Raw genomic sequence first — 23,873 nt, 5'->3', positions numbered from 1 at the left:
ATTATTTAGTGGTCTCGCCACCCTTGCGGGCCAGCAACTCGGCTAGTTGCTGTCTTGCGTCAGGCCCCAGGGTGCCCTGGCGCGCCTGGGTGGTGAGGGCATCGATTTCTCGTCGTAGGGCGACCTGGCGCAGTTTTGCAAGGGCGTCATTGAGAACGGATTCCAGGGCCGTCACGTCGGGTTCTTCCACGGCTAACTGGGCTGCCAGGGTCGATACGATAGCTTCCTGGGGGTGGCCGCGAAATAACTCCAACAGGAGACCCACGCCGCCAGCTGCCAGTTCCCCGTGATCCATGGCGTCGGCCACGGCATGAATCGCGGCGCCTTCGGGCTGATCAGAGGAAATCAGCTCCAGAGGGAGGCGCAGGGACCATTCAGGTTTTTGCAGCACGATCTCCAATAGTGCGTGCTCGATGGAGCGGGGGCTGGTTCGGCTGCGGCTGGGGAGGGGGGCAGAGCGGCTCCGGGCCAGGGGCTTGAGTTCGCATTGGGCCTCCACTTCGGCCTGGGAAAGCTGGGCCAGCTCGGCGATGGCCTTGGTCAGTTGTACCCGAAGTACGGGGGCGGCGATACGCTGTAACAGGGGCTTGGCCTCGTGAATCAACTGGGCACGGCCCTCGGCAGTGTACGGCCTGGTTCGTTCCTTGAGTCCGCGAACGAGAAATTCGCTGAGCTTGGTGGCGTTGTTGAGCTGGACCATGAAGGCTTCGCGGCCGTGTTCGCGAACGAATTCGTCCGGGTCCTGGTTGCCGGACATTTGCAGAATTTCCACGCTCTTGTTGTCCACCAGGAATTCCAGGCTGACCTCCATGGCCCGCCAGGCGGCCTTGTCGCCGGCGGCATCCCGGTCGAAACAGAACACCACGCGGCTGGCCTGGCGTAGCAGCTTCTGCACGTTGGTGCCGGTGGCGGCGGTGCCCAGGGTGGCGACAGTGTTCTCCACGCCGCTCTGGGCCAGGCCCACCACGTCCATATAGCCCTCCACGACGATCACCCGGTCTTCGCCGTGGATGGCCTTGCGCGCCTGAGGTAGGCCGTAAACTTCATAGCCCTTCTGAAATAGTGGTGTTTCCGGGGAGTTGAGGTATTTGGGTTCGCCGGCCCCGATGACTCTCCCACCAAAACCGATGACGTTGCCCTTTGGGTCGATGATGGGGAACATGATGCGGTCGCGGAAACGGTCGTAGCGACGGCCTTGTTCGTTGACGATGATGAGGCCGCATTCGACCAAGGCATCGTCGTTGTAGTTGGGGAATATCTTTTCCAGCCCTTGCCAGTTGTCCGGGGCATAGCCCAGACCGAAGCGGGCGGCGATTTCGCCGGTGAGGCCCCGCACCTTGAGATAGTCGATGGCCTTGGGGGAGTCCTTGAGCTGGTCCCGGTAAAACTTCATGGCACGGGCCATCAGTTCGGTCAGGGGGGCCTTGCGGGCGACCTCTTCGACACGTCGAATGGATGAGGCTTCTCTCGGTACCTGCATGCCGGCGCGGCCGGCAAGTTCCTCCACCGCATCGATGAAACCCAGGCCCGAGTACTGCATGACAAAACCGATGGCGCTGCCGTGGGCGCCGCAGCCGAAGCAGTGATAGAACTGTTTGCTGGGGCTGACGGTGAAGGAGGGCGTCTTCTCGCTGTGGAAGGGGCAACAGGCCGAGTAGTTGGCTCCTGCCTTGCGCAGGGGCACGTAGCTCTCCACCACGCCGACGATATCGACGCGGGCCAGCAAGTCCTGGATGAAGGATTCAGGGATCATGGGTTGCCGGTAGATGTTTCCCGGCTTCTCAAGTTAGGCGCCGAGCCGGCCCTTGACCAGTTTGGAAACCAGTCCCATGTCCGCTCGCCCGGCCACCCGGGGCTTGACCAGAGCCATCACCTTGCCCATGTCGGCGGCAGAAGCGGCGCCGGATTCGGTCACTGCGGCAGCAACGATGGTGGCCAGTTCCTCCTCGGACAGCCCGGCCGGCATATAGGCCGAGAGCACCTCCACCTCGAGTTTTTCCGCATCGGCCAGGTCCTGGCGGGCGGCGGCCTCGAACTGATTGATGGAATCCCGGCGCTGCTTGAGCATTTTTTCGATCACGGCAATCACGCTGGCGTCGTCCAGTTCGATCCGCTCATCCACTTCTTTTTGCTTGATGGCGGCCAGCAACAGGCGCAGGGCACCCAGTCGGGCAGTTTCCTTGGCCCGCATGGCTGTTTTCATATCCTCGGTGACGCGTACTTTCAGCGACATGACAGGCTCCTCGATATGGTCTTCTGAAACGCCAAAACCGCCCGGAGGCGGTTTCAACAGTAATACAAGTGCTTCTCGCCCCCGCTGACGGGGCGACGGCCGAACTGCTTAGTAAAGCTTCGGCGGCAGGGTCTGACTACGGATGCGCTTGTGGTGACGCTTCACGGCGGCAGCCAACTTGCGCTTGCGCTCGGAGGTGGGCTTCTCGTAGAACTCACGGGAGCGCAGCTCGGTCAGCAGACCAGTCTTCTCAATGGTGCGCTTGAAGCGGCGAATGGCGACTTCAAACGGCTCGTTTTCCTTGACGCGGATACCGGGCATTGCAGTTTCCCTGTGTGGAAGGCGGAAAAGGCGCGCATTCTAACCGCTTTCCTTCCGATGTCAATTGTTTCTGTCTTCCTTGCCGCGGGTTCGTGGGGCCTGTGGCTGATGATCGGGATCGGAGCAGCGCCGGACTGGGGCAGAATAGCGGACGATGAGTCCCGAACACCTGCAACTTCTGGTCACCCGCACCATGCCTTACGGCAAGTACAAGGGCCGCCTGATCGCCGACCTGCCCGGCAATTATCTCAACTGGTTCGCCCGCAAGGGCTTTCCCGACGGGGAAATCGGCCGCCTGCTGGAATTGATGCATGAGATCGATCACAACGGCCTCTCCCATTTGCTGGACCCCTTGCGCTCGGCACCGACCAAGACGCAGACATGAGCGAGATATCCAAGCCGGTGACCGCACGATCCCTGAGTCATGCCCTGGTCCTGGGCATGCTGTTGATCGTCGTTGATGGCCTGGTGCTGAATCAGGGCGGCATCGCCCTGCTGGTGATGCTCTGGCTCCTGTTGGTGGGCATGCCCCGTACCCTGCTGGCCCGCAAGTATGCGGTTCAGCGGCGTCGGCGGCTGAGTGGCCAGGGCATCTGTTGCGCGGCGGCCTTGCTGGTGTTGGCCATGAATTACGCCAACAACCAGTTGGCCCGCAGTCGGGCGGAGAATTTGGTGGCGGCGGTGGAAACCTTTCACCGCGATCAGCAGCGCTATCCTCATCGCCTGGACGAATTGGTGCCCCGCTATTTGTCCCGACTACCGTTGGCCAAATACACCCTGATGTTCAACGAGTTCCGGTATATCCCCGGGGAGCAGGACCCAGAGCTGCTTTACGTGGAGCTGCCGCCCTTCGGTCGTCCGGTCTATTCTTTCCGGCGCAAGGAATGGGGCTATCTGGACTGAATCCGGCCTGGCGCCCGGTAGAATCCAGCCCATGCTTGTCCTTGGCATCGAATCCTCCTGCGACGAAACCGGCCTGGCCCTCTACGATACGTCGCGGGGCCTGCTGGCTCACGCCGTCCATTCCCAGATCGCGATGCATGAGGAATACGGCGGCGTGGTGCCGGAGCTGGCTTCCCGGGATCACATTCGGCGCCTGATTCCCCTGCTGGAACGGGTGCTGGCAGAGGCCGGCGCTGGCCGTAGCGACATCGATGCCATTGCCTACACCGCCGGCCCCGGCCTGGCCGGAGCCCTGCTGGTGGGTTCGGGTTTCGCCGAGGCCCTGGCCTTTGCCCTGACGGTGCCGGCGCTACCGGTGCATCACCTGGAAGGGCACATGCTCTCGCCCCTGCTTTCCGCCGACCCACCGCGCTTCCCCTTCATCGCCCTGCTGGTTTCCGGCGGCCACACCCAGTTGATGCGGGTTGCCGGTGTGGGGGCCTATGAGCTGCTGGGGGAATCCCTGGACGACGCCGCCGGGGAGGCCTTCGACAAGACCGCCAAGCTGCTGGGCCTGGGTTATCCCGGCGGCCCGGCCCTCTCGGTCCTGGCCCGGGAAGGCACACCGGGGCGCTGCAAGCTGCCCCGGCCCATGTTGCACTCGGGGGACCTGGATTTCAGTTTTTCCGGTCTCAAGACCGCCGTGCTGACGGCGGTGCGGGCGCGGGAACTCAGTCCATCGGAGCGGGCCGATCTGGCGGCGGAATTCCAGGAGGCAGTGACCGAGGTGCTGGTGACCAAGGCCCTGGCCGCGGTGCGTCAGCAGGGCCTGGATACTCTGGTGGTAGCTGGTGGCGTGGGAGCCAACCAGCGCCTGCGCCAGCGCCTCGACGCGGGGGCGCAGAAGGCCCGCATTCGCGTGCACTACCCGGAACTGGAACTGTGCACCGACAATGGCGCCATGATCGCCTTCTGCGGCGCCCGCCGTCTGCAACTGGGGCAGCGGCCCGAGGGCGGAGGCGCCTTTGCCGTGCGGCCCCGCTGGCCCCTGGCCGAACTGGCCTGCCCCTGATCAGGGCGCCGAGCCGGCGCCCTTCTTCTTGCCGCCCAAGCGGCTCTCGGTACCGGCCAGCAGGCGCTTGATATTGTCCTTGTGGCGCAGGATCAAGAGACCGCCCATGACCACCAGCACGCTCAGGGCTTCCTGGGACAGCCCCAGGGCCCACCCGGCGGCGGGGGCCGTCACCGCGGCCACCAGGGCGGCCAGGGAGGAATAACGGCTGATCAGGGCCGCCGCCAGCCAGGTGCCGGCGCAGATCAGGGCCAGCCAGCCGGAAAAGCCCGTCAGCACGCCCAGGGCCGTGGCCACGCCCTTGCCGCCCTTGAAGCCCAGGAACAGGGGGAACAGATGGCCGACGAAGGCGGCCAGGCCGGCCGCCGCGATGCCCGTGCCGTCCCCGCCGAGGGCGCCGGCGATGATCATGGCGGCCCAGCCCTTGAGGGCATCTCCCAGCAGGGTCAGCACGGCCGCCGGTTTGTTGCCGGTGCGCAGCACATTGGTGGCCCCCGGATTGCCGGAGCCGAAGCTGCGGGGATCGGCCAGGCCGAAGAGTCGGGAGACAATGACCGCGAAGGGCAGGGAGCCCAGCAGATAACCGAGCAGAACGAACAGGAGAAGCTTCATGGCGGGGACGGATGACCTAGAATCGGGCGGATTCTAACGCTCATGGTCGCTGCCGCCACCCCGAGGATGAAAATGCGCCAAAGTAACGCCGCCCATCCCCGCCCCAGGGCGGGGCTACTGATCGGCTCACTGCGCTCGATGATTACACTCGGCTCCGGCGCAGCTTTTTCACGTTAACCAAGGGGGCTGGCCGGACTTATGGACTTCATTTTCATCGACGACATGCGGGTCGAGGCCCATGTGGGCATCTTCGAGCGGGAGAAGGCTGCGCCCCAGACCCTGGAACTGAGCCTCACCTTCGGGGTACCCGATGCCGCCGCCAGGAACGACGCCATCGAGGACACCATCCGTTACGACGTGGTGATCGCCCGCATCCGCAAGGAGCTGGGGGAGCGCCATTTCAATCTGCTGGAAACCCTGGGCGAATATGTGATTGGCCTGATGCTGGAGGAGTTCGGCGCTCCCTGGGTCAAGATATCCATCGCCAAGATCGGCATCATGAAGGGCGTGCGCCGGGTCGGCGTGCAGATCGAGCGCGCGCGGGCCTGAGCTGGGCGGCGGGCCGTGTACGGTATGATTGACCCCGCTACGCGCGCGGGCAGCGGGGGCGCAAAACCCTGATGAGAAAAACAACATCGCTGCGGCCCCGGCAACCTGTTCCGCTTCCGGGCGGGACCGAACCGAAAACAAACTGGAACCAAACCCATGGACTTCGTGCTCAACGATGACCAGGAAATCATCCGCGCTTCCGCGCAATCCTTCCTGACCGATCACAGCGATTCCGCCGCCGTGCGCGCCGCCATGGCCACGCCCGACGGCATCGACACCGCCCTTTGGCAACAGGCCGCCGCCGAACTGGGCTGGTGCGCCACCGACGTGCCCGAGGAACTGGGCGGCCTGGGGCTCTCCCTGGTGGAAGTGGCCTTGCTGATGGAACAGATGGGCCAGCGCCTGGCCTGCCTTCCCTTCTTTGCCACTTCGGTGCTGGCGGCAGGCGCCCTGCGCGAGGCGGGCGACGCCGACCGTTGCGGTGAGCTGCTGGGCCGCATCGCCGGGGGCGAGCTGATTGCCGCCGCGGCCTTTTCCGCCGACGACATCGGCTGGCGCCCCGGTGCCGCTGCCACGACGGCTCGCCGCGCCGGCTCCGGCTGGCTCCTGGATGGCGAGGCCCGCTGCGTGCTGCACGGCTCCGCCGCCCTGGTCTTCGTGGTGGCCGCCCGGGATGAGGCCGGCGCGCTGCGCCTGTTCCGTGTCGAGCCGAATGACGCCGGCGTGACGCTGACCCGGCGCAAGACCATCGACGAGACCCGGCCCTATGCCATCCTCACGCTCAAGGGCGTGAATCTGGATGATGCATGTTGCCTGTCCGGTGTTGCCGACGCCACCGCCGGCATGATGAAGGCCACCGCCCAGGCCATGATCGCCCTGGCCGCCGAGCAGGTGGGTGCGGCCCAGACCTGCCTCGATCTGACCGTTGCCTACGTCGCCGAGCGCAAGCAGTTCGGCCGCGTGATCGGCTCCTTCCAAGCCGTCAAGCACCGCTGCGCCGAAATGATGGTGAAAATCGAGGCTGCCCGTTCCCTGGCCTTGGGCGCCTCCTGCCGCCTGGCCGTGGCCGGCCCCGCCAGCGATGAGGATTTCGCCGAGGCTGAGGCCGCCAAGTGCTACGCCACCGACGCGCTGTTCTTCTGCGCCCAGGAGGCGATCCAGCTTCACGGCGGCGTAGGCTTCACCTGGGAATACGATCCCCAGCTCTATTTCAAGCGCGCCCAGGCCACCGCCGCCTGGTTCGGCAGCAGCACCGCCCTGCGCGAGGACATCGCGTCCCGCGTCTTCGGCCGCTGACGCGCATGGCCACTCGCACCACCTCCGGGGATGAAATGCGCAAAGGCAAATTGAACGCCCCCCACCCCCATCCCCGCCCCAGGGCGGGGCTATCCATCGGCTCGCTGTGCTCGATGATCACACTCGGCTCCGGCGCGGCTTTTCACGGTAATCACGAGGTTGCACGGACATGAAACTGGAATTTTCCGCTGAAGACGAAGCCTTCCGCCGCGAAGTGGCGGAGTGGATGCAAGCCAATCTGGTGGGCGAGTTCGAGGTGCTGCGTTTCCGCGGCGGCCCCGGTGACGAAGAGGCCTATCCCGCGCTGCGCAAGAAGTGGGAGCGCAAGCTGGCCGAAGGCGGCTGGGCCTGCGTGAATTGGCCCCAGGAACACGGCGGGCGCGGCCTGTCCCTGGCCCATCAAGTGATTTTCCACGAGGAATACGCCCGCGCCGGTGGTCCCGGCCGTCTCTCCCATCTGGGCGAGGGCCTGATCGGTCCCACCATCCTGGCCCTGGGCAGCGAGGACCAGAAGCAGCGTTTCTTGCCCGGCATCCGCGAAGGCCGTGACTACTGGTGCCAGGGCTATTCCGAGCCCGGCGCCGGCTCCGACCTGGCCAACGTGCAGACCAAGGCCGTGCTGGAGAACGGCCAGTGGAAGGTGACCGGCCAGAAGGTATGGACCTCGCTCGCCCACGAGTGCAACTGGATCTTCGTTCTGGCCCGCTGCGAGGCCGGCTCCAAGGGCCACAAAGGGCTGATCTTCCTGTTGATGCCCCTGGACCAGCCCGGCGTCGAAGTGCGCCCGATCAAGCAACTCACCGGTACCGCCGAGTTCAACGAAGTGTTCTTCGACGGCGCCGTGGCCCTGCCCGAGAACGTGATCGGCGAACCCGGCGACGGCTGGAAGGTGGCGATGGCGCTGCTCGCCTTCGAGCGTGGCACGTCCACCCTGGGCCAGCAGATGCACTTCATCCACGAGCTGGAACTGATCGTGGCCGAGGCCAAGAAGAACGGTGCCTACGCCGACCCCGCCATCCGCCAGCGCATCGCCCTGGCCTGGGCCGGTCTGCGTGCCATGCGCTACAACGCGCTGCGTATGCTCTCGGGTACCGAGAGTGGCACCCTGCCCCGGGAAGGCATGATGTACAAGTACTTCTGGTCCAACTGGCACCGGGACCTGGGCAAGCTGGCCATGGACATCTTGGGCAATGAGTCGATGGTGGCGGACGGGAACGACCTGACCCGCCAGAAGCTCCAGGGCCTGTTCATGTTCACCCGTTCTGACACCATCTACGCCGGCACCAACGAGATCCAGCTCAACATCATTTCCGAGCGGGCACTGGGCCTGCCGCGGGAACCGCGCTGATCTCTTCGGGATGGGAACGAAGGGCCGGGCATGTCCCGGCCCTTCGCGTTTCAGGCGCCCGGCGTGTTGTCAGACCGCGATGAACTCGCCGCCGTTGGCGTCGAGAATCGCCCCGGTCATCGCCGTGGAGTAGTCGGAAACCAGGAACAGGGCGACCCTCGCCACTTCGTCGTCGGTGACGATGCGGCCCAGGGGGATGTTGGCGACGATGGGCGCCATGGCCTGCTCTTCCGTGATGTTGTTGGCGGCGGCGGCGTTCTTGGCGTAGCCCTGTACCGGCAGGCCCCACATCCAGCCGGGATAGACGCTGTTGACCCGGATGTTGTAGCGGCCCACTTCCTTCGCCAGGTACTTGGCGGCCACAGTCAGGGCGCCCTTGGAGGCGGCGTAGCCGGCCTCGCTGGGGAAGGGCTTGCGGGTGGCCATGGTGTTGACCATGGCGATGGCGCCGCCGCCGCTCTTCTTCATGGCCTGGATGGTCTCCTGGGTCAGGTTCATGGTACCGATCACGTTGGTGTCGAACACCCGGCGCCAGTCTTCCAGGTCGGCGTTTTCCACCCCCTCGAAGTTGCCATGGAAGACGGCGCTGTTGATCAGGCCGTCGATGCGGCCGAAGCGGGCCACGGTGGCTTCCACCAGGCGCTTGCACTGTTCCCGATCGGTGATGTCGTTGGTCTGCTTGAGCACTTCGCAGTCCGGCGCGATCGCCCGCATCCGTTGCTCGGCATCGTCCAGGTTGGCGGCGGTGCGGGCGGAAATGGCGACCTTGGCGCCCTCCCGGGCAGCCTCGATCGCCAGCTTGACGCCCAGGCCGGGGCCGATGCCCGAAACGATGATGACCTTGTTCTTCAGCAGCATGATGCTTTTCTCCTCTCGTGGTTTTATGGGTTCAACTCGTGTGGGACAGGATGTAGCGTTCCCGATATTCGGCGAAGTCCTGCTTGATCTGCGCTTCGGAAAGCCCGAAATGCTCAATGGCGTATTCGTGCAGCGGCCGCTTCTCGCGGCTGTTGGCGTCAAGGAAGGCCTGCATCTTGTCCTTGGTATCCGTGGGGAAGCTGACGCCGAGGAAATCGTAGATGGTGCGGACCACGTCCAGGGGGCGGGTCAGGGTGTCGGCAAACCAGATGTCGAGGAAGCGTCCCGGCTCGCATTGGTCGCGATAGCACATGGTCTCCCGGGTGCCACGGGCCCAGATGGCGGACCACTGGCGGCCGGCCCGGGCCGGATCGGGGTTCGCCATGTAGAGCTTCCACAGGTTATCGGTGAAGCTGGCGATGGAGGGGATGGTTTGCAATGGATCGCGATGGGTCTGGATCACCCGGGTGCCGGGAAAGACCTTGAACAGCACGTCGATCTGGCGCAGGTGGTGGGGCGCCTTCAGCACCCAGTCGCCGGCCGCTTCGCCGCGCTGGCGTTTTTGCCACTGGACGAACTTCAGCATCCGTTTCAGGTATTCGTAGGCCGGCGTTTGGTCGTGGTCCCACAGCCATTGCGTGTAGCTGGGAATGTCGGCATAGGCGTCGAAGAAGCTCTGGAAGGAATGCTCCAGTAGGATGCCTTCCTCGTCGGCAGCCATGGCGTCGAAGGGGTGGATGGAGAGCAGGGTGGGATTGGCGTCCACCATCATCTTCACTTCGGCTTTGGCCAGTTCGATGCGGGGGTCGGCTGCGCCGCTGCCCGGTGCCGCCAGCGGCACGGGGAAGCGGGTCTCCCACCACAGCATCGGATAGAAGCGCGGATCGCAGCTGAGGATGCGTTGCAGCAGGGTGGTGCCGGTGCGGGGCAGGCCGATGATGACAATGGGGCCGCCGATCTCTTCCGCTTCGATCTCCGGATGGCGGGCGTAGTAGTCCTCCATCAACAGGCGATTGTGCAGCAGTCGGCTGATGTGCTCACCCATCAATTGGACGCCGAGTTCGGACAAGGCCCCTTCCTCGTTCAATGCCTTGAGCAGCGCGGTCAGCGCGGGACGGAAACGCTCGTCGCCGAAATCGGTGAGGCCGCCGGCGCGGCGGCTGGCCTCGGCCAGCAGGGTGTTCATGTCGAGGGTCATGCGCATTGCTCCTTGGGCATGTGGGGAATGTCAGAGAGCTTCACCAATCGGGTCGCGATCTTCGCCGTGGCGCTGCCGGCGCCGATCACGCGGAACAGGCTGGTGCCCAGGGCGTGGCCGGCGGTGGTGAGCCAATTGGGGTGGCCCGGGTCGCGGTGGGCGATGACGATGGTGACGCTGCCATCCGGGTTGTAGCGGGCGCCGTGGGAATTTACGTGGATGCGGTGGTGGCGGTAGTCCAGGGATTCCATCCAGTAGTTGTCCACCTGGAAATTCCAGAATTCGCAGGGCGGCACCACGGCGTCGATCACCATCGCCTCGTCCTCGCCGAATTCCCAGTAGCCGTGGTGGTAGGCGATGTTGGGGTCACCGCCGGCGGCCTGGAACATGGCCTGGTTGCCCAGAGGGATGGTGTTGTGGTGTTCCTGCTTGAACAGGGCTGCCCAGTCGCAGAAGAGCCGTGCGGTATTCTCGGTGTAATGTCCCGCGGCCATCAGGCTGGCCGCGAAGCGCGCCGGGTCGAGCGGTGCCGGCGCGCCACCATGGCCGACCCGCTCTATGGAGAATTCGGCGGCCTTTTCCTTGCGGCGGTCATGGAAGGTCTGGCGTACCAGCAACATGTGGGAGGTCTCTTCCATCGGCAGCCAGTTGCCGCTGGCGGGACGTTGCGCCGAGACCAGGATTTCGAAGCTGCCGTCGGCATTCACCTGCATCTCCTGGGTGCTCAGCAGCCCTGTGCCTTCCAGCTTGCTGCCGGCCTTTTCATAGCCGCCTTTCTTGGTGGCGAAGTTCAGCGTCGGCACCGTGCCGCGGCTGCCGCGGATGCGGTACTCGTTCCTGCCGTTGATGCGGGCCGTCTGGTAGAGGTTGTCCGGATTGTCGGCACCGATCTTGATGGTCTCGTGGGAGGGAATCACGAAGGTCGGGAAATCCGCGTCGGCCCCCTCCACCATCATTTCCAGACCGGCTCGCACCAGGCGCGACAGGTAACGCATGCCCTCGGCCTGATCGAAGGTGGTATGAGGCGTCTCCGGCCGTAGCAACTGTTGCCCGGCCCGCTTCAGGGTGTCGCAGTACTCCTCCCAGAGTTGGCCCGTGATGATTCTTTGTTCGATGGGTGTGGTCATGGATGCTCCCCCGTTTGATCAGTGTGGGTCGTGGATATGGACGGCGGACCCGGTTGCGGCGATACTGATCCGCTCCGTCAATCCGCAAGATATATGGAAGTCTGTAAGGATTTTTCCGAATGGCGCACGCTTTCTGCGCGGCTTTTCCCTGGCACCCGCATTGCTGAAGCGGAGCCGGAGGATTTCCATGGGGCCTGGTCGGCCTGGTCCATGGGAGAGATCGGCTTCTACGAGTTCTTCGTCTCGGCGCCCATCACCATGGATCGCCATGTGGAGGGCCGGACACCCGGGGCGCCGCCGGTCCATAGCCTGTTCCTGGTGCAAAGTGGAATGCTGCGCCATCGCCAGTACGGACGCATGGCGGATTCCAGCACCCGGGTGTTGTCCCTGGTGAATGGCTGTGCGCCCTACGCGGCCTGGCAGTCGGCGAATTTTCACAGCCTGGTGGTCAATGTGCCCACCGCCGTTCTCCAGGCGCGCCATGGTGACCTGCGGCCGGCCTGCATCATGTCCCGCAGTGCCCATTTCGGTAGTGGCAGCGTGCTGTGGAATTTCCTGATCAATGTCTGGCAGCGCCGGCACGAGATCACCGTGAGGGAGGCGGCTCCCCTTTCGACGGCCCTGCTGGACCTGATGGGGGTACTGTTCCATCCCGACGACGCGGAGGGCCAGGGGGCCCTGGAGCGCAACCGTACCCGCCTGCTGGATCACATCAGCGCCCATCTACCCGATCCCCAGATGGGCGTTGCCTCGATTGCTGCCGCCCTGGGCCTGTCGTCGCGTCATGTTCATACGCTGATGGAGGCCACGGGCAAGACCCTGGCCCGCTACATCCTGGAGCAGCGTCTGGAACGAAGCATGAAGGCCCTGGGCAATCCCCTGTTGGCTCACCTGACCATCACCGAGATTGCCATGCAATGGGGCTTCAATGACATGTCCCACTTCAGCCGGGTGTTTCGCAGCCGCTACGGCGAGTCGCCCCGGGTCTGGCGCCAGCGGCGTAGCAGCTGACAGGAGGTGGCAAGTTCTGGGCACGGGGCGAATCATGGCAAGCATTCTCCCCAGGAGCCGGGAAGCGTACTTGACCTAGAGGGATGGGCGACTTGTTGATTCGTGCGCTGGTGCCGTCGCCCCCCTGGCGGAGCTAGTTGGCGTCGTAATAGTAGGCCTTGCGCGGGACTTCTCCGACTTTCCTTTCCTGACCATCTTCCAGTTCCGCCGGCGTTTTGTCCCACCACAGGGCGCGGCCTTCCTTTATCACCCGAAGTTCTTCCGGGTGCTGCTCTAGCCATTGGCGCATGAACTTGGCGTGTTCGGATTCGTAGCCGGACATGGTTTTTCCTTTCTTGTCAGGGATTGAACTTCTTGTCCTTGAGCCGTGCGATGCGCACGACCTCAGGAATCAGTCGCAGATTGCGCAGCACCTTGGCCAGGTGTACACGATGGGAGACTTCGAGGGTGAAAAAGACCGCCGTGGTGGCATCACGGTCCTCGTCCACCCGCACATTGATGATGTTGGATTGGGCCTCGGCAATAGCAGCCGCCAGCTTGGCCAGCACCCCCCGCTGGTTTTGCACCAGCACACGGATGCTGACCTCGAACAGGCGATCGATGTCGGCCTCCCATTCCACGTTGACCCACTCCACCCCGCCCCGCAGTTTGGCCAGGCTGGGGCAGTCGTGAGTATGGATCACCAGGCCCTGGCCCTTTTGTATCAGGCCGACGATGGGATCCCCGGGAATGGGGCAGCAACAACTGGCGATCTGAACTGCCATGCCTTCGCTGCCACGGATGGTGATGGAACCGGCAACCTTTTGTTCCTGGGGCGTGGCTTCCCGGGCCAGCAGGCGCCGGGCCACCACGGCGGCGAGACGCTTGCCAATGCCGATATCGGTGAATACCGCCTTTCGGGAGCGGGCGCCATCGGCCTTGAGGAACTTGTCCCAGGTAGCCTTATCCACTTTCGACAGGGCCTGGCCGATCTCGTCCAGGCCGCGGGCCAGCAGGCGTTCGCCCAGTTGCGCGGCGGCCTCGGTCTGCTGGGTCTTGAGAAAGTGGCGAATCTTGGAGCGGGCCCGGGCGCTCTTGACGTAACTGAGCCAGGCCGGGTTGGGGCTGGCATGGGGTGCGGTGATGATCTCGACCCGGTCGCCATTGCGCAGTTCGGTACGCAGGGACATGGGCTCCAGGTTGATGCGGCAGGCCACGCAGCGGTTGCCGATGTCCGTATGCACGGCATAGGCAAAATCCACCGCCGTGGCCCCCTTGGGCAAACCGATGATCTTGCCCATGGGGGTGAATACATAGACCTCGCCGATGAACAGATCCACCTTGACGTGCTCCAGGAACTCCGAGGAGTCGCCGGCGGTGGACTGGAGTTCCAGCAGGGACTGGAGCCACATGTGGGTCTTGCGCTGCAGGGCCGAGATGGTCGGGTCGTCCTTGTAGAGCCAGTGGGAGGCCACGCCGGATTCGGCCACGTTGTGCATTTCCCGGGTACGGATCTGGATCTCCATCGGCATTCCGTAAGGACCGATCAAGGTGGTGTGCAGGGACTGGTAGCCATTGGTCTTGGGAATGGCAAGATAGTCCTTGAACTTGCCGGGCACCGGGTTGTAGAGGGCATGCAGGGCACCCAGGGCCAGGTAGCAGGTGGGCACGTCCTTGACCACGATGCGCAGGCCGTAGATGTCCAGCACCTGGGAAAAGGTCAGATGCTTTTCCCGCATCTTGCGGTAGATGCTGTACAGGTGCTTCTCGCGGCCCATGATTTCGGCCTCGATGTTCCAGGTCGGCAGGTGGCTGCGGACGGCATCCAGGATCTTGCTTACCACCTCGCGGCGATTGCCCCGGGCCGCCTTGACGGCTTTTTCCAGCACCCGGTGGCGTAGGGGATGCAGGTGCCTGAAGGACAGTTCCTGCAATTCCCGGTAGAGGGAATTGAGCCCCAAGCGATTGGCGATGGGGGCGTAGATCTCCAGGGTTTCCCGGGCGATCCGGCGTCGCTTGTCGGGGCGGATGGCGTCCAGGGTCTGCATGTTGTGGAGACGGTCGGCCAGCTTGATCAGAATGACCCGGACATCCCGCGCCATGGCCAGCAGCATCTTGCGGAAATTCTCCGCCTGAGCCTGCTCCACCGTCTGGTTTTCCAGACGGTCCAGCTTGGAGACCCCATCCACCAGTTCCGCCGCGGTCTTGCCGAACTGCTCGGCAATCTGCGTCTTGGTGATGGAGGTGTCCTCCATCACATCATGGAGCAGGGCGGCGATGACGGCCTGGGCGTCCAGGTGCCAGCCCACCAGCGTGGTGGCGACGGCCAGGGGGTGGGAGATATAAGGGGCGCCGCTGACGCGGAACTGGCCCCGGTGGGCGGCGTCGCCGAACACATAAGCGGCGCCGACGCGGGCGATTTCCTCAGGCTTGAGGTAGGTGGCGAGACGGGCGTTGAAGCGCTCTAGCTGGCTTGCCAGCGATTGGTCCGGTGAGCGTGGGGATCTGGCAGCGGGGGCGGATGCACCGGAATGCCTGGCGGCCATGGCAGCGGTTCCTCCCCCGGTTCACAACGTCAGGCCTGACCCTTGTTGAGAATTTCCAGGCCTACCAGGCCGGCAGCCATTTCGCGCAGGGCCAGCACCGTGGGCTTGTCGCGGCCGGCTTCCACCTGGGGGGTGCTGCCCATGGCGATCTGGCGGGCGCGGTAGGTGGCGGCCAGGGTCAGTTGAAAGCGGTTGGGGATGCGCTTGAGACAATCATCGACGGTAACGCGGGCCATGGTGGATTTCCTGGTCAGTGGGATTCAAGAAAACGGAAAACGTCCGGATGACGCTCCCGTTGGCGGGGCAGACGCAGACGGGTACTGCGTACTGCCGCCAGCAGATCCCCGAGGGCGGTCTGCAAGTCTTTGTTGATTATAACAAAATCGAACTCATCCACATGACGGATTTCCCCCAGGGCGCCGGCCACTCGGCGTTGGATGACATCGTCACTGTCCTGGCCCCGTCCCCGCAGGCGATGCTCGAGTTCTTCGATGGAGGGGGGCAGGATGAAAATGCCGATAGTGCCGGGGAATTGCTCCCGGACCTGTTGGGCGCCCTGCCAGTCGATTTCCAGCAACACGTCCTCCCCGGCCGCCATGTGCTGGGCTAGCCAGGCGCGGGAGGTGCCATAGAAGTTGCCATGGACCTCGGCCCATTCGACGAATTCGCCCCGGGAACGCATGGACAGAAAGGTCTGGATATCGATGAAATGATATTGCACCCCTTCCTTTTCCCCGGGACGCGGCGGTCGGGTGGTGTAGGACACGGACAGGCGCACGAGGGGATCCTGCCCCAGCAGCATGCCGACCAGGGTGGTCTTGCCGGCCCCGGAGGGGGCCGCGATGACGAAAAGGTTACCGGCGCTCATGGTTCGCTCACTCCAGATTCTGGACCTGCTCCCGCATCTGCTCGATCAACAGCTTGAGTTCCAGGGCGATGCCGGTGATCTCTGCGGACACAGATTTGGAGGCCAGGGTGTTGGCTTCCCGGTTCAGCTCCTGCATCAGGAAGTCCAGTCGCTTGCCGACGACGCCCCCCTTCTTCAGTACTCGCTCCACCTCATCCAGATGGGTGGACAGTCGAGCCAGTTCCTCGGCCACATCCACCCGGGCTGCGAACACGCCCACTTCCTGACGGATGCGGTCCTCGTCCAGGTTCGCCACGGCTTCCCGCAGCTTGGCTGATAGACGCTCCTGGTAGTCCCCCAGAACCTGGGGCAGCAGGGGGCCGACCCGGGTCACCAGTTCCCGCATGCGGGCCGTGCGCTCCCGCAGGATGGCGGCCAGCTTTTCACCTTCACGGGCACGGGTGGCGAGAAATTCTTCAAGCAATTGGGCCAGCAGGGCCAGACATTCGGTCTGCAATTGGTCGGCGGAAAGTTCCTGGCGGCTCAGGATGCCGGGCCAACCCAGGATTTCCGCCACGGAAAGCGGTTGGGCCTGGGGCAGGGCCTGGCGCACGATGTCCTGCATGGCCGCCAGCCGGGCCAGGGCCGCGTCATTGGGTGTCGTGTTCCGTACGCCGTTTTCCTGGGACTGCAGGTAGGCGCGGCATTCCACCTTGCCCCGCTGCATGCGGGCGCTGATCTGTTCCCGGATCGGCATCTCCAGGGAACGCAGATCCTCGCTGACACGGAAACCGATGTCCAGGTAGCGGGAATTGACGCTCTTGAGTTCGAGGTTGAGGATCGCCTGGCCCAGGTCGCGGGCACCGGCGGCATAACCGGTCATGCTGAAGATCATGGATGATTGGGCGGCTTTACACCGCTTGCCGGGCAACGGAGAATGACACGGATTCTATCCTGTCCCGCCCATGTCTCCCGCCCAGGCCAACCAGCCGCTACCCTCCGGATTCCAGCTTGAGCAATACCGCATCGAGCGGCAGATTTCCCTGGGCGGGTTTTCCATTGTCTATCTGGCCTATGATGCCCAGGAGACACCGGTGGCCATCAAGGAGTACCTGCCCAGCTCCCTGGCGCTGCGCGCCGGGGAAAGCCCGGAGCCCCTGGTGGCGGATATCCATCGTCCTGCCTTCAATCATGGCCTGAAGTGCTTTTTCGAGGAGGGCCGGATACTGGCCCAGCTCAATCATCCCAACGTGGTGGGCGTGCTCAACTTTTTTCGCGCCAACGGCACGGCGTATCTGGTGATGCGTTACGAACGGGGGCGCACCCTCCAGGAACACATCCAGAAACATTCCGGCCAGATCCCCGAGGAGTTCCTGCGCACGGTCTTCGCCCGCCTGCTCAACGGCCTGCGGGAGGTCCATGGCCGCAAGCTGCTGCATCTGGACATCAAGCCCGCCAACATTTACCTGCGCAGCGACGCCACGCCCCTGCTGCTGGATTTCGGCGCGGCGCGGCAGGCCATCGGCAGCGAGGTGCCACGGCTCAAGACCATGCATACACCGGGCTTTGCCGCGCCGGAACAGTATGAGGGGATCGACCAGTGCGGCCCCTGGACCGATATCTACGCTGTGGGCGCCACACTCTATGCCTGCCTCGCCACCCGGCCGCCGCCGGCCGCTGACCGTCGTCTGGAAGGCGAGGCGCTGTCAGCCGCTGCCGGACCCTGGGCCGAAAAATATTCCCGGCATCTGCTGGAGATCATCGACCTGTGCCTGAGCCTGGACCCCCTGGCCCGGCCCCAGAGCGTTTTCTCCCTGCAACGGGAGTTGAGCCGGGACGATTACCTGACCCCGGTGCGGGGTGTGCTGTCCCGCCTTAAAGGATTGATCGGGAAATGAAGTTCACGCTCTGCCAGGAAAGCCGCATCGGTGGCCGCCGCGGTAACGAGGATAGGCTGGCCTGCCGCTACACCAGCGATGCCTTGCTGCTGGTGGTGGCGGATGGCATGGGCGGGCATGACCGGGGTGAACTGGCGGCCCAGGTGGCGGTGGATTGTGTGGCCGATACATTCATGCGCATCGCCGCACCGCGCTTGCCGGATCCCTATCTGTTCCTCTCCCAGGTGTTGCTGGATGCCCATCGGGCCATCCGGGAAATGGCCCGGGGGCCGGCCCTTGAGCAGACGCCGATGACCACCTGTGTGGTCTGTGTGGTTCAGGATGGCATTGCCTGCTGGGCCCATGCCGGTGACTCCCGGCTCTATGCCCTGCGGGGCGGCGGTATTCTTTGCCGTACCCGGGACCACAGCCGGGTGCAGTTACTGTTGGATGAGGGGAGGATCAGTGCCGAGGAGGCCCGGCGTCACCCCGAACGCAACCGCATTTTCAGTTGTCTGGGGGGGGAGTCGCTGCCCCAGGTGGAGTTTTCCCGCAAATTGCAGCTGCGTTGCGGCGACATCCTGCTGCTCTGTTCCGACGGTGCCTGGGGTCCCCTGGGAGATGAGGAACTGGCCCGGCAGATCACTGCCATGGACCTGATCAAGGCCCTGCCCCGGATGATCGACCGCGCCGAGGAAGCCGCCGGTCCCCGGGCCGACAACCTGACAGCCCTGGCCGTGCGCTGGGACGGCGGCTCCGACGGCAACGGGGGGGGCGATTTTCCCAGCGACGGGGAAATCGAACGGGCCATCGAGGAGCTGCGCCGCGTCGGTTCTCCGTTATGACGAAACCCTGTTGAATCAGGGATCAACGTTTGGCTTGACGAACGTTGCCGACGAAGCCGTTATCCACCAGGGGCTTGGCGTCCACCTGGGGCACGTGGCAACTGTTGCACTGATAGCGGGCCATGCTCACCACGTTGTTAACCAGGTGGCTGTCGCCAATTTTCGGCGCCCGTTTTTCCTTGTACTTTTCGACGCTGTGGCAGCTCAGGCACTGATTTTCCTCCAGGGTGATCTCGTCGAAATTGGTGATCATGTGGGGGATCAGGGGCGGCTGCTCCTTGAAGGTGCGGGCGATGGGCTTTTGCAGGCCGGGTTTCTTGCCCTGGTAACTCATTTCGATGGGCGCCTTGTCCTCGCTGACGACCTCCTCGCCCCGCAGGGATGCCAGTTGCTGTGCGGCAGTCCAGCCCGAGATGGTGGTCAGGAGCGCGGCCAGTGTGATGGTGATGGTCCTTTTCATGATGAACTCCCCTTCAGGATAGGTGTTGGTCATCGGGCACGGCGGAAGGCCGGCCAGGCTTGGGTGGTGAATGGAAACGGCTGCCGAAGCTGAAGACATTCCTGGCACAGACATCGATGCAGCGACCGCAGTTGGTGCAATTGGAAGAAAGTATCAGGGGCGGGCTGTCGACACCCTTCAGGGGCGCCCTGATCACCAGGGGCTCCGGGCAGACGGCAAAGCAGTCCATGCAGTCGTCGCAGGCATTGCGTCCGGCGGTCTGGACCCGGATCAGGCTGAATCGGCCCAGTAGGCTGTAGCAGGCCCCGGTGGGGCAGAGATGGCCACACCATCCCCGATCCGTGACGAAAAGATCGAACAGGAATATCGCCACCACTACCGCCCAGGTGGCGCCCATGCCGAAGACCAGGCCCCGGTGCAGCATCGAGACGGGATTGACCAGTTCCCAGGCCAGGGTGCCGCTCAGGACGGCCAGCAGCAGGGCCAGCCCCAGCAGCCAGTAGCGGGTCTGACGGCTCAGATGGGCGCTGGTCCTGATGCCCAGGCGGCGACGCAACCAGTGGGCGGCGTCGGTCACCGGATTCATCGGGCAGACCCAGGAACAGTAAACCCGCCCCCCTGCCAGCAGATAGAAGATCAGCACCAGGGCCGCGCCGATCAGTGCCTGGCGCTCCGGGCCGTGCCTGCTCAGCAGGGATTGCAGGAGTATGAAGGGATCAGCCAGGGGCAGGATGCCCAGGGTCAGGCTGAAGTTCAGATTGCCCTTGACCAGCCAGAGTCCCAGCCAGGGTCCCGCCAGGAACAGGGTCAGCACGGTCGCCTGGCTCAGGCGGCGCAGCATCAGCCAGCGCTGGGTTCGCCACAGGGGCCGGGTGGTCGTTGAGTTTGATGGCTGGGTATCCATGATCGTTTATCGGGGGGCGTTGTCCGACAGACGATCCACCAGCCCGCCGCCTGGCAGACCGGGGCTGGTGGCCGGCGTTTTGCCGACAGGCGAAGCCGAGGGCAGGGTCGGTGGGGCGCTGCCCGGGTCCCAGTGGCCGGGCAGGGACGTGCCCTCCGGTAGCCGGTCGGGCAGGTCGATCATCTGTTTTTCGTCCACCAGGGAGCCGCCGGCCTTCTTCTGCTCTTCCCAACCGACCCGGTAATGGGTGCCCAGAGCCCCCTTGGCCAGGGCGACGGGGAATACCTTGATGGCGGCGGCCTCCAGCACACAGGCGTGCTCGCACTTGCCGCAGCCGGTGCAGAGATCCGAATGCACCACCGGTTCGAAGATGGCATGGCGACCGGTGCGGGCATTGTGACGGGGCTCCAGGGTGATGGCCTTGTCGATCAGGGGGCAGACCCGGTAGCAGACATCGCAGCGCAGGCCGAGGAAATTGAGGCAGGTCTCCTTGTCCACCAGCACCGCCAGGCCCATCTTCGCCTTGGCGATATCCGTCAGGTCGTGGTTCAGGGCGCCGGTGGGACAGGCCTTGACGCAGGGTATGTCCTCGCACATTTCGCAGGGCCTGGCCCGGGCATTGAAGTGGGGAGTACCGGTGGCGATGGGCTGTTCCGGCCGGGCCAGATCGAGGATGCCGTAGGGGCAGTCGCGCAGGCACAGGCCGCAACGAATGCAGGCGCCGAGGAAATCCGATTCCGGCAGGGCGCCGGGGGGGCGCAGCGCCGTCGGCGGCAGGGCCTCGCTGCGCCGGGCGTAGAGTCCCAGCATCAGGCCGAGGGCGCCCACGCCACAGGCTGAGCGGGCGGCATCGAGCAGGAACTGGCGACGGTCCGGATGGGTCATGATGGCGGGGCGAGGCTTTCCCGATGGTCGTCCTCACCCCTGGTTCCTCAAACCTTGACCACCTTGCAGGCGCACTTCTTGAAGTCCGTCTCCTTCGAGATCGGGCAGGTGGCATCCAGGGTCAGCTTGTTCACCAGTCGCATCTCGTCGAAGAAAGGCACGAAGACCAGACCCACCGGAGGTTTGTTGCGGCCCTTGGTCTCGACCCGGGTGGTGATCTCGCCGCGCCGGGTGGCGACCTTGACAGTGTCGCCTCGCTTCAGGCCGCGCTTTTCCGCGTCCGCCGGGTTCATGTAGATCCAGGCGTCGGGCATGGCCCGGTACAGCTCCGGGACGCGCCGGGTCATGGAGCCGGTATGCCAGTGCTCCAGCACCCGACCGGTGCACAGCCAGAGGTCATAGTCCTGGTCCGGTTGCTCGGCAGCGGGCTGGTAGGGCAGGGCGAAGACCACGGCCTTGCCGTCGGGGTGGCCGTAGAAGCGCACCCCCTCCCCCTTGGGCACATAGGAGTCGTAGCCTTCCCGGAAGCGCCACAGGGTCTCCTTGCCGTCCACCACGGGCCAGCGCAGCCCCCGGGCCTTGTGGTAAGTGTCGAAGGGGGCCAGGTCGTGGGCCTTGCCCCGTCCGAAGCTGGCGTATTCCTCGAACAGACCCTTTTGCAGATAGAAACCGAAGGCCTGGATTTCCTCGTTGCTGTAGTTCTTCCAGGCGTGGGCATTGGTCTGCTTCGCGTCCTCGGGTGTGAACTTGTTGACCTGGCCGTTGGCGTAGAGGACCTCATAGAGGGTCTTGCCCTTGTACTCGGGATTCTTGTCCAGCAGTTCGGCGGGCCAGACCTCGTCGGTCTTGAAACGCCTGGAGAACTCCACGTACTGCCAGACGTCGGACTTGCACTCACCCTGGGGCTTTACCTGTTGGCGCCAGAACTGGCCCCGGCGCTCGGCGTTGCCGTAGGCCCCCTCCTTTTCCATCCACATGGCGGAGGGCAGGATCAGGTCCGCCGCCAGGGCGGAGACGGTGGGATAGACATCAGAATGGACCACGAAGGCGGCCGGGTTGCGCCAGCCCGGATAGATCTCGCCGTTGATGTTGGGGCCGGCCTGCATGTTGTTGGTCGTGGTGGACCAGAAAAAGCCCAGCTTGCCGTCCTTCAGTGCCCGGGACTGGGCCACAGCGTGCAGCCCCACCCAGTCGGGAAGGGTGCCAGCCGGCAGTTTCCACAGTTTCTCGCTGAGCTCTCGGTGCTTGGGGTTGCCCACCACCATGTCGGCAGGCAGGCGGTGGGCGAAGGTGCCCACTTCCCTGGCCGTGCCGCAGGCCGAGGGCTGGCCCGTGAGGGAGAAGGGACCGTTGCCCGGTTCGGAGATCTTGCCCAGCAATAGATGGACGTTGTAGATCATGTTGTTAACCCAGGTGCCCCGGGTATGTTGATTGAAACCCATGGTCCAGTAGGACACCACCTTGGTCTTCGGGTCAGCATAGGCCTTGGCCAGGGCCTCGAGCTTGTCCTTGGGCACGCCGGAAATCTCGTGGGCGCGATCCAATGTGTATTCGGCGACGAAGGTCTTGAACTCGTCGAAGCTGATGTCGGCGGCCTTGCCCGGATCACCCTTGGGTTTGCCGTCAGCGCCGGGGTAGCCGTTGTTGCCGGCCGCCTGCTCCAGGGGATGGTTGGGGCGCAGGCCATAGCCGATGTCGGTCACGCCCTTCTTGAACTTCACATGCTTCCTGACGAATTCCTCATTCACCGCCCCCGACTGGATGATGTGATTGCAGAGGTAGTTGAGGATGGCCAGGTCCGACTGGGGCTTGAACACCAGCTCGTTGTCGGCCAGCTCACAGGTGCGGTGGCTGAAGGTGGACAGCACATGAATCCTGACGTGCTGGGCGGTGAGGCGCCGGTCGGTGATGCGGGACCAGAGGATGGGATGCATCTCCGCCATGTTGGAGCCCCACAGCACGAAGGCGTCGGCATGCTCGGCATCGTCATAGCAGCCCATGGGCTCGTCGATACCGAAGCTGCGCATGAAGCCGGCCACGGCGGAAGCCATGCAGTGGCGGGCGTTGGGGTCCAGGTTGTTGGAACGGAAGCCGGCCTTCATCAGCTTGGCGGCGGCGTAGCCTTCCCAGATGGTCCATTGGCCGGAACCGAACATGGCGATATTGCGCGGGCCGCCCGCCTTCAGGGCCGCCTTGCATTTCTCCTCCATGATGTCGAAGGCTTCCTTCCAGGACACCGGGGTGAATTCGCCGTTCTTGTCGAACTTGCCGTCCTTCTTGCGCAATAGTGGCTTGGTGAGCCTGTCCTTTCCATACATGATCTTCGACAGGAAGTAGCCCTTGATGCAGTTCAGGCCCTTGTTGACCGGGGCTTCCGGGTCTCCCTGGGTGGCCACCACCCGTCCGTCCTTGACGCCCACCAGGACACCGCAGCCGGTGCCGCAGTAGCGACAGACGCCCTTGTCCCAGCGGATGCCGTCGTTGGCCGGTGCCTTGGCCAGAGCCTGGGCACCGGGCAGGGAAATACCGGCCACGCCGGCGGCCGCCATTACTGCCTGGGTCTTGATGAAGTCACGCCGCGTCAGTTTCATAGCAGAGCTCCTTGTCTGGATCGGATTCGGTTTGGTGGTAGACCAGGGAAGCCGACAACACTTGGGGCAGCTTGCCGATGGCTTCGAAGATGCTGGTGGTTTCGAGATCGCCCGGAGTCTCGATGGAGATGATCAACTTGCCTTTGTCGGCAGTGGCATGAATCTCGACGCCTGGCAGTTCCCGCAACTGCTGTTGCAGCGATGCCAGATCGCCGGGGAGGGCATGGAGGATGGCGCTTGAAATATTCACGATCTGCCTTTCTGGGAGAGTGAAAATGGTGCGCTGCACTTACTCGTACCCATGCTAGGCCTGAGGGAATTTTGCGCAATTGATGAGTATCAAATTATTGAAATGTTGAGTATTACGCTTGGATATTGGCCGGATGCCCGTTGGCAGCACTTCCTCAGACCATGAAATTCCGGGCATCATTC

Annotated in this window: 26 protein-coding genes; 9 read left to right on the top strand and 17 right to left on the bottom strand. The window is 64.1% G+C overall.

Annotation, left to right across the window (positions count from 1 at the left end; all coding sequences use genetic code 11):
* Position 1: 1 nt before the first annotated feature.
* The 3 genes from dnaG to rpsU form a co-directional block, all read right to left on the bottom strand.
* Positions 2-1,753, bottom strand: coding sequence for a DNA primase (gene dnaG, locus DENOEST_RS16620; RefSeq protein ID WP_145769385.1), 1,752 nt, complete (start codon positions 1,751-1,753; stop codon positions 2-4).
* A 33-nt stretch (positions 1,754-1,786) separates the two neighbouring features.
* Complete coding sequence (locus DENOEST_RS16615) at positions 1,787-2,233, bottom strand: GatB/YqeY domain-containing protein (RefSeq protein WP_145769384.1); 447 nt, start codon at positions 2,231-2,233, stop codon at positions 1,787-1,789.
* Positions 2,234-2,341: 108 nt separating this feature from the next.
* The gene (gene rpsU / locus DENOEST_RS16610; RefSeq protein WP_145769383.1) at positions 2,342-2,554 is read right to left on the bottom strand and encodes a 30S ribosomal protein S21; all 213 of its coding nucleotides are present in this window, start codon (positions 2,552-2,554) and stop codon (positions 2,342-2,344) included.
* A gap of 154 nt (positions 2,555-2,708) precedes the next feature.
* Between rpsU and DENOEST_RS16605 the strand changes: the two genes are divergently transcribed.
* From DENOEST_RS16605 to tsaD, 3 genes are read left to right on the top strand one after another with little or no spacing between them, the layout of a single operon-like run.
* A complete protein-coding gene (locus DENOEST_RS16605) occupies positions 2,709-2,939 on the top strand; it encodes a DUF3820 family protein (RefSeq protein ID WP_145769382.1) in 231 nt (76 codons plus the stop codon).
* Positions 2,936-3,457, top strand: a complete 522-nt coding sequence (locus tag DENOEST_RS16600) for a hypothetical protein (protein WP_145769381.1) — start codon at positions 2,936-2,938, stop codon at positions 3,455-3,457. Before DENOEST_RS16605 ends, DENOEST_RS16600 begins: the two co-directional genes overlap by 4 nt.
* A 31-nt stretch (positions 3,458-3,488) precedes the next feature.
* Positions 3,489-4,508, top strand: a complete 1,020-nt coding sequence (gene tsaD / locus DENOEST_RS16595) for a tRNA (adenosine(37)-N6)-threonylcarbamoyltransferase complex transferase subunit TsaD (RefSeq protein WP_145769380.1) — start codon at positions 3,489-3,491, stop codon at positions 4,506-4,508.
* Here tsaD and plsY read toward each other — a convergent pair whose 3' ends face one another.
* A complete protein-coding gene (gene plsY / locus DENOEST_RS16590) occupies positions 4,509-5,120 on the bottom strand; it encodes a glycerol-3-phosphate 1-O-acyltransferase PlsY (protein WP_145769379.1) in 612 nt (203 codons plus the stop codon).
* Positions 5,121-5,318: 198 nt separating this feature from the next.
* Between plsY and DENOEST_RS16585 the strand changes: the two genes are divergently transcribed.
* The 3 genes from DENOEST_RS16585 (at position 5,319) to DENOEST_RS16575 (ending at position 8,313) form a co-directional block, all read left to right on the top strand.
* The gene (locus DENOEST_RS16585; RefSeq protein WP_145769378.1) at positions 5,319-5,669 is read left to right on the top strand and encodes a dihydroneopterin aldolase; all 351 of its coding nucleotides are present in this window, start codon (positions 5,319-5,321) and stop codon (positions 5,667-5,669) included.
* Between the two features lie 156 nt (positions 5,670-5,825).
* Positions 5,826-6,965, top strand: coding sequence for an acyl-CoA dehydrogenase family protein (locus tag DENOEST_RS16580; RefSeq protein WP_145769377.1), 1,140 nt, complete (start codon positions 5,826-5,828; stop codon positions 6,963-6,965).
* Positions 6,966-7,134: 169 nt separating this feature from the next.
* Positions 7,135-8,313 (top strand): acyl-CoA dehydrogenase family protein, encoded by a 1,179-nt coding sequence (locus tag DENOEST_RS16575; RefSeq protein ID WP_145769376.1) that lies wholly within the window; start codon positions 7,135-7,137, stop codon positions 8,311-8,313.
* Between the two features lie 69 nt (positions 8,314-8,382).
* Here DENOEST_RS16575 and DENOEST_RS16570 read toward each other — a convergent pair whose 3' ends face one another.
* The 3 genes from DENOEST_RS16570 to DENOEST_RS16560 are packed head-to-tail and all read right to left on the bottom strand — an operon-like array spanning position 8,383 to position 11,496.
* On the bottom strand, positions 8,383-9,171 hold the full coding sequence (locus DENOEST_RS16570; protein ID WP_145769375.1) for an SDR family oxidoreductase: 789 nt from the start codon (positions 9,169-9,171) through the stop codon (positions 8,383-8,385).
* 31 nt (positions 9,172-9,202) lie between these two features.
* Entirely contained in the window at positions 9,203-10,369 is a 1,167-nt protein-coding gene (locus DENOEST_RS16565) for a sulfotransferase family protein (protein ID WP_197970648.1), read from the bottom strand.
* The gene (locus DENOEST_RS16560) at positions 10,366-11,496 is read right to left on the bottom strand and encodes a DUF1214 domain-containing protein (RefSeq protein ID WP_145769373.1); all 1,131 of its coding nucleotides are present in this window, start codon (positions 11,494-11,496) and stop codon (positions 10,366-10,368) included. The genes DENOEST_RS16565 and DENOEST_RS16560 overlap by 4 nt, the downstream gene beginning before the upstream one ends.
* A gap of 93 nt (positions 11,497-11,589) precedes the next feature.
* Here DENOEST_RS16560 and DENOEST_RS16555 point away from each other — a divergent pair, with 93 nt between their 5' ends.
* Positions 11,590-12,507 carry a helix-turn-helix domain-containing protein gene (locus tag DENOEST_RS16555; protein WP_170228085.1) on the top strand — a complete coding sequence of 306 codons (918 nt, stop codon included), beginning with the start codon at positions 11,590-11,592 and terminating at the stop codon, positions 12,505-12,507.
* A gap of 133 nt (positions 12,508-12,640) precedes the next feature.
* On the opposite strand, the gene DENOEST_RS16550 is transcribed toward DENOEST_RS16555, so the two are convergent.
* From DENOEST_RS16550 to DENOEST_RS16530, 5 genes are read right to left on the bottom strand one after another with little or no spacing between them, the layout of a single operon-like run.
* Positions 12,641-12,829 carry a DUF3460 family protein gene (locus DENOEST_RS16550; protein WP_145769371.1) on the bottom strand — a complete coding sequence of 63 codons (189 nt, stop codon included), beginning with the start codon at positions 12,827-12,829 and terminating at the stop codon, positions 12,641-12,643.
* A gap of 16 nt (positions 12,830-12,845) precedes the next feature.
* The gene (locus DENOEST_RS16545) at positions 12,846-15,032 is read right to left on the bottom strand and encodes a RelA/SpoT family protein (RefSeq protein WP_183148276.1); all 2,187 of its coding nucleotides are present in this window, start codon (positions 15,030-15,032) and stop codon (positions 12,846-12,848) included.
* A 29-nt stretch (positions 15,033-15,061) separates the two neighbouring features.
* Positions 15,062-15,268, bottom strand: a complete 207-nt coding sequence (rpoZ, locus tag DENOEST_RS16540; protein WP_145769369.1) for a DNA-directed RNA polymerase subunit omega — start codon at positions 15,266-15,268, stop codon at positions 15,062-15,064.
* A 14-nt stretch (positions 15,269-15,282) separates the two neighbouring features.
* Entirely contained in the window at positions 15,283-15,900 is a 618-nt protein-coding gene (gene gmk, locus DENOEST_RS16535; protein ID WP_145769368.1) for a guanylate kinase, read from the bottom strand.
* A gap of 7 nt (positions 15,901-15,907) precedes the next feature.
* Positions 15,908-16,762, bottom strand: a complete 855-nt coding sequence (locus DENOEST_RS16530; RefSeq protein WP_197970647.1) for a YicC/YloC family endoribonuclease — start codon at positions 16,760-16,762, stop codon at positions 15,908-15,910.
* Positions 16,763-16,844: 82 nt separating this feature from the next.
* Here DENOEST_RS16530 and DENOEST_RS16525 point away from each other — a divergent pair, with 82 nt between their 5' ends.
* Both DENOEST_RS16525 and DENOEST_RS16520 read left to right on the top strand, forming a co-directional pair.
* Entirely contained in the window at positions 16,845-17,777 is a 933-nt protein-coding gene (locus DENOEST_RS16525; RefSeq protein ID WP_145769366.1) for a serine/threonine protein kinase, read from the top strand.
* Positions 17,774-18,601, top strand: a complete 828-nt coding sequence (locus DENOEST_RS16520) for a PP2C family protein-serine/threonine phosphatase (protein WP_145769365.1) — start codon at positions 17,774-17,776, stop codon at positions 18,599-18,601. The genes DENOEST_RS16525 and DENOEST_RS16520 overlap by 4 nt, the downstream gene beginning before the upstream one ends.
* Positions 18,602-18,623: 22 nt before the next feature.
* Here the strand turns inward: DENOEST_RS16520 and DENOEST_RS16515 are convergent, their stop codons facing one another.
* The 5 genes from DENOEST_RS16515 to DENOEST_RS16495 are packed head-to-tail and all read right to left on the bottom strand — an operon-like array spanning position 18,624 to position 23,691.
* Complete coding sequence (locus DENOEST_RS16515) at positions 18,624-19,061, bottom strand: nitrate reductase cytochrome c-type subunit (RefSeq protein WP_145769364.1); 438 nt, start codon at positions 19,059-19,061, stop codon at positions 18,624-18,626.
* A 13-nt stretch (positions 19,062-19,074) separates the two neighbouring features.
* Positions 19,075-19,965: a quinol dehydrogenase ferredoxin subunit NapH gene (napH, locus tag DENOEST_RS16510; RefSeq protein WP_145769363.1), complete on the bottom strand. Its 891-nt coding sequence runs from the start codon at positions 19,963-19,965 to the stop codon at positions 19,075-19,077.
* A gap of 6 nt (positions 19,966-19,971) precedes the next feature.
* Positions 19,972-20,850, bottom strand: coding sequence for a ferredoxin-type protein NapG (napG, locus tag DENOEST_RS16505; protein ID WP_145769362.1), 879 nt, complete (start codon positions 20,848-20,850; stop codon positions 19,972-19,974).
* 47 nt (positions 20,851-20,897) lie between these two features.
* Positions 20,898-23,441 (bottom strand): nitrate reductase catalytic subunit NapA, encoded by a 2,544-nt coding sequence (gene napA, locus DENOEST_RS16500; RefSeq protein WP_145769361.1) that lies wholly within the window; start codon positions 23,439-23,441, stop codon positions 20,898-20,900.
* Positions 23,422-23,691: a chaperone NapD gene (locus DENOEST_RS16495; protein WP_170228084.1), complete on the bottom strand. Its 270-nt coding sequence runs from the start codon at positions 23,689-23,691 to the stop codon at positions 23,422-23,424. The genes napA and DENOEST_RS16495 overlap by 20 nt, the downstream gene beginning before the upstream one ends.
* Positions 23,692-23,873: the final 182 nt, after the last annotated feature.

Origin of the sequence: Denitratisoma oestradiolicum (assembly GCF_902813185.1) — a bacterium.
GTDB classification, from domain to species: domain Bacteria; phylum Pseudomonadota; class Gammaproteobacteria; order Burkholderiales; family Rhodocyclaceae; genus Denitratisoma; species Denitratisoma oestradiolicum.
The sequence above is the reverse complement of the archived record's forward strand: the minus strand, read 5'-3'. Positions and strand labels throughout refer to the sequence as shown.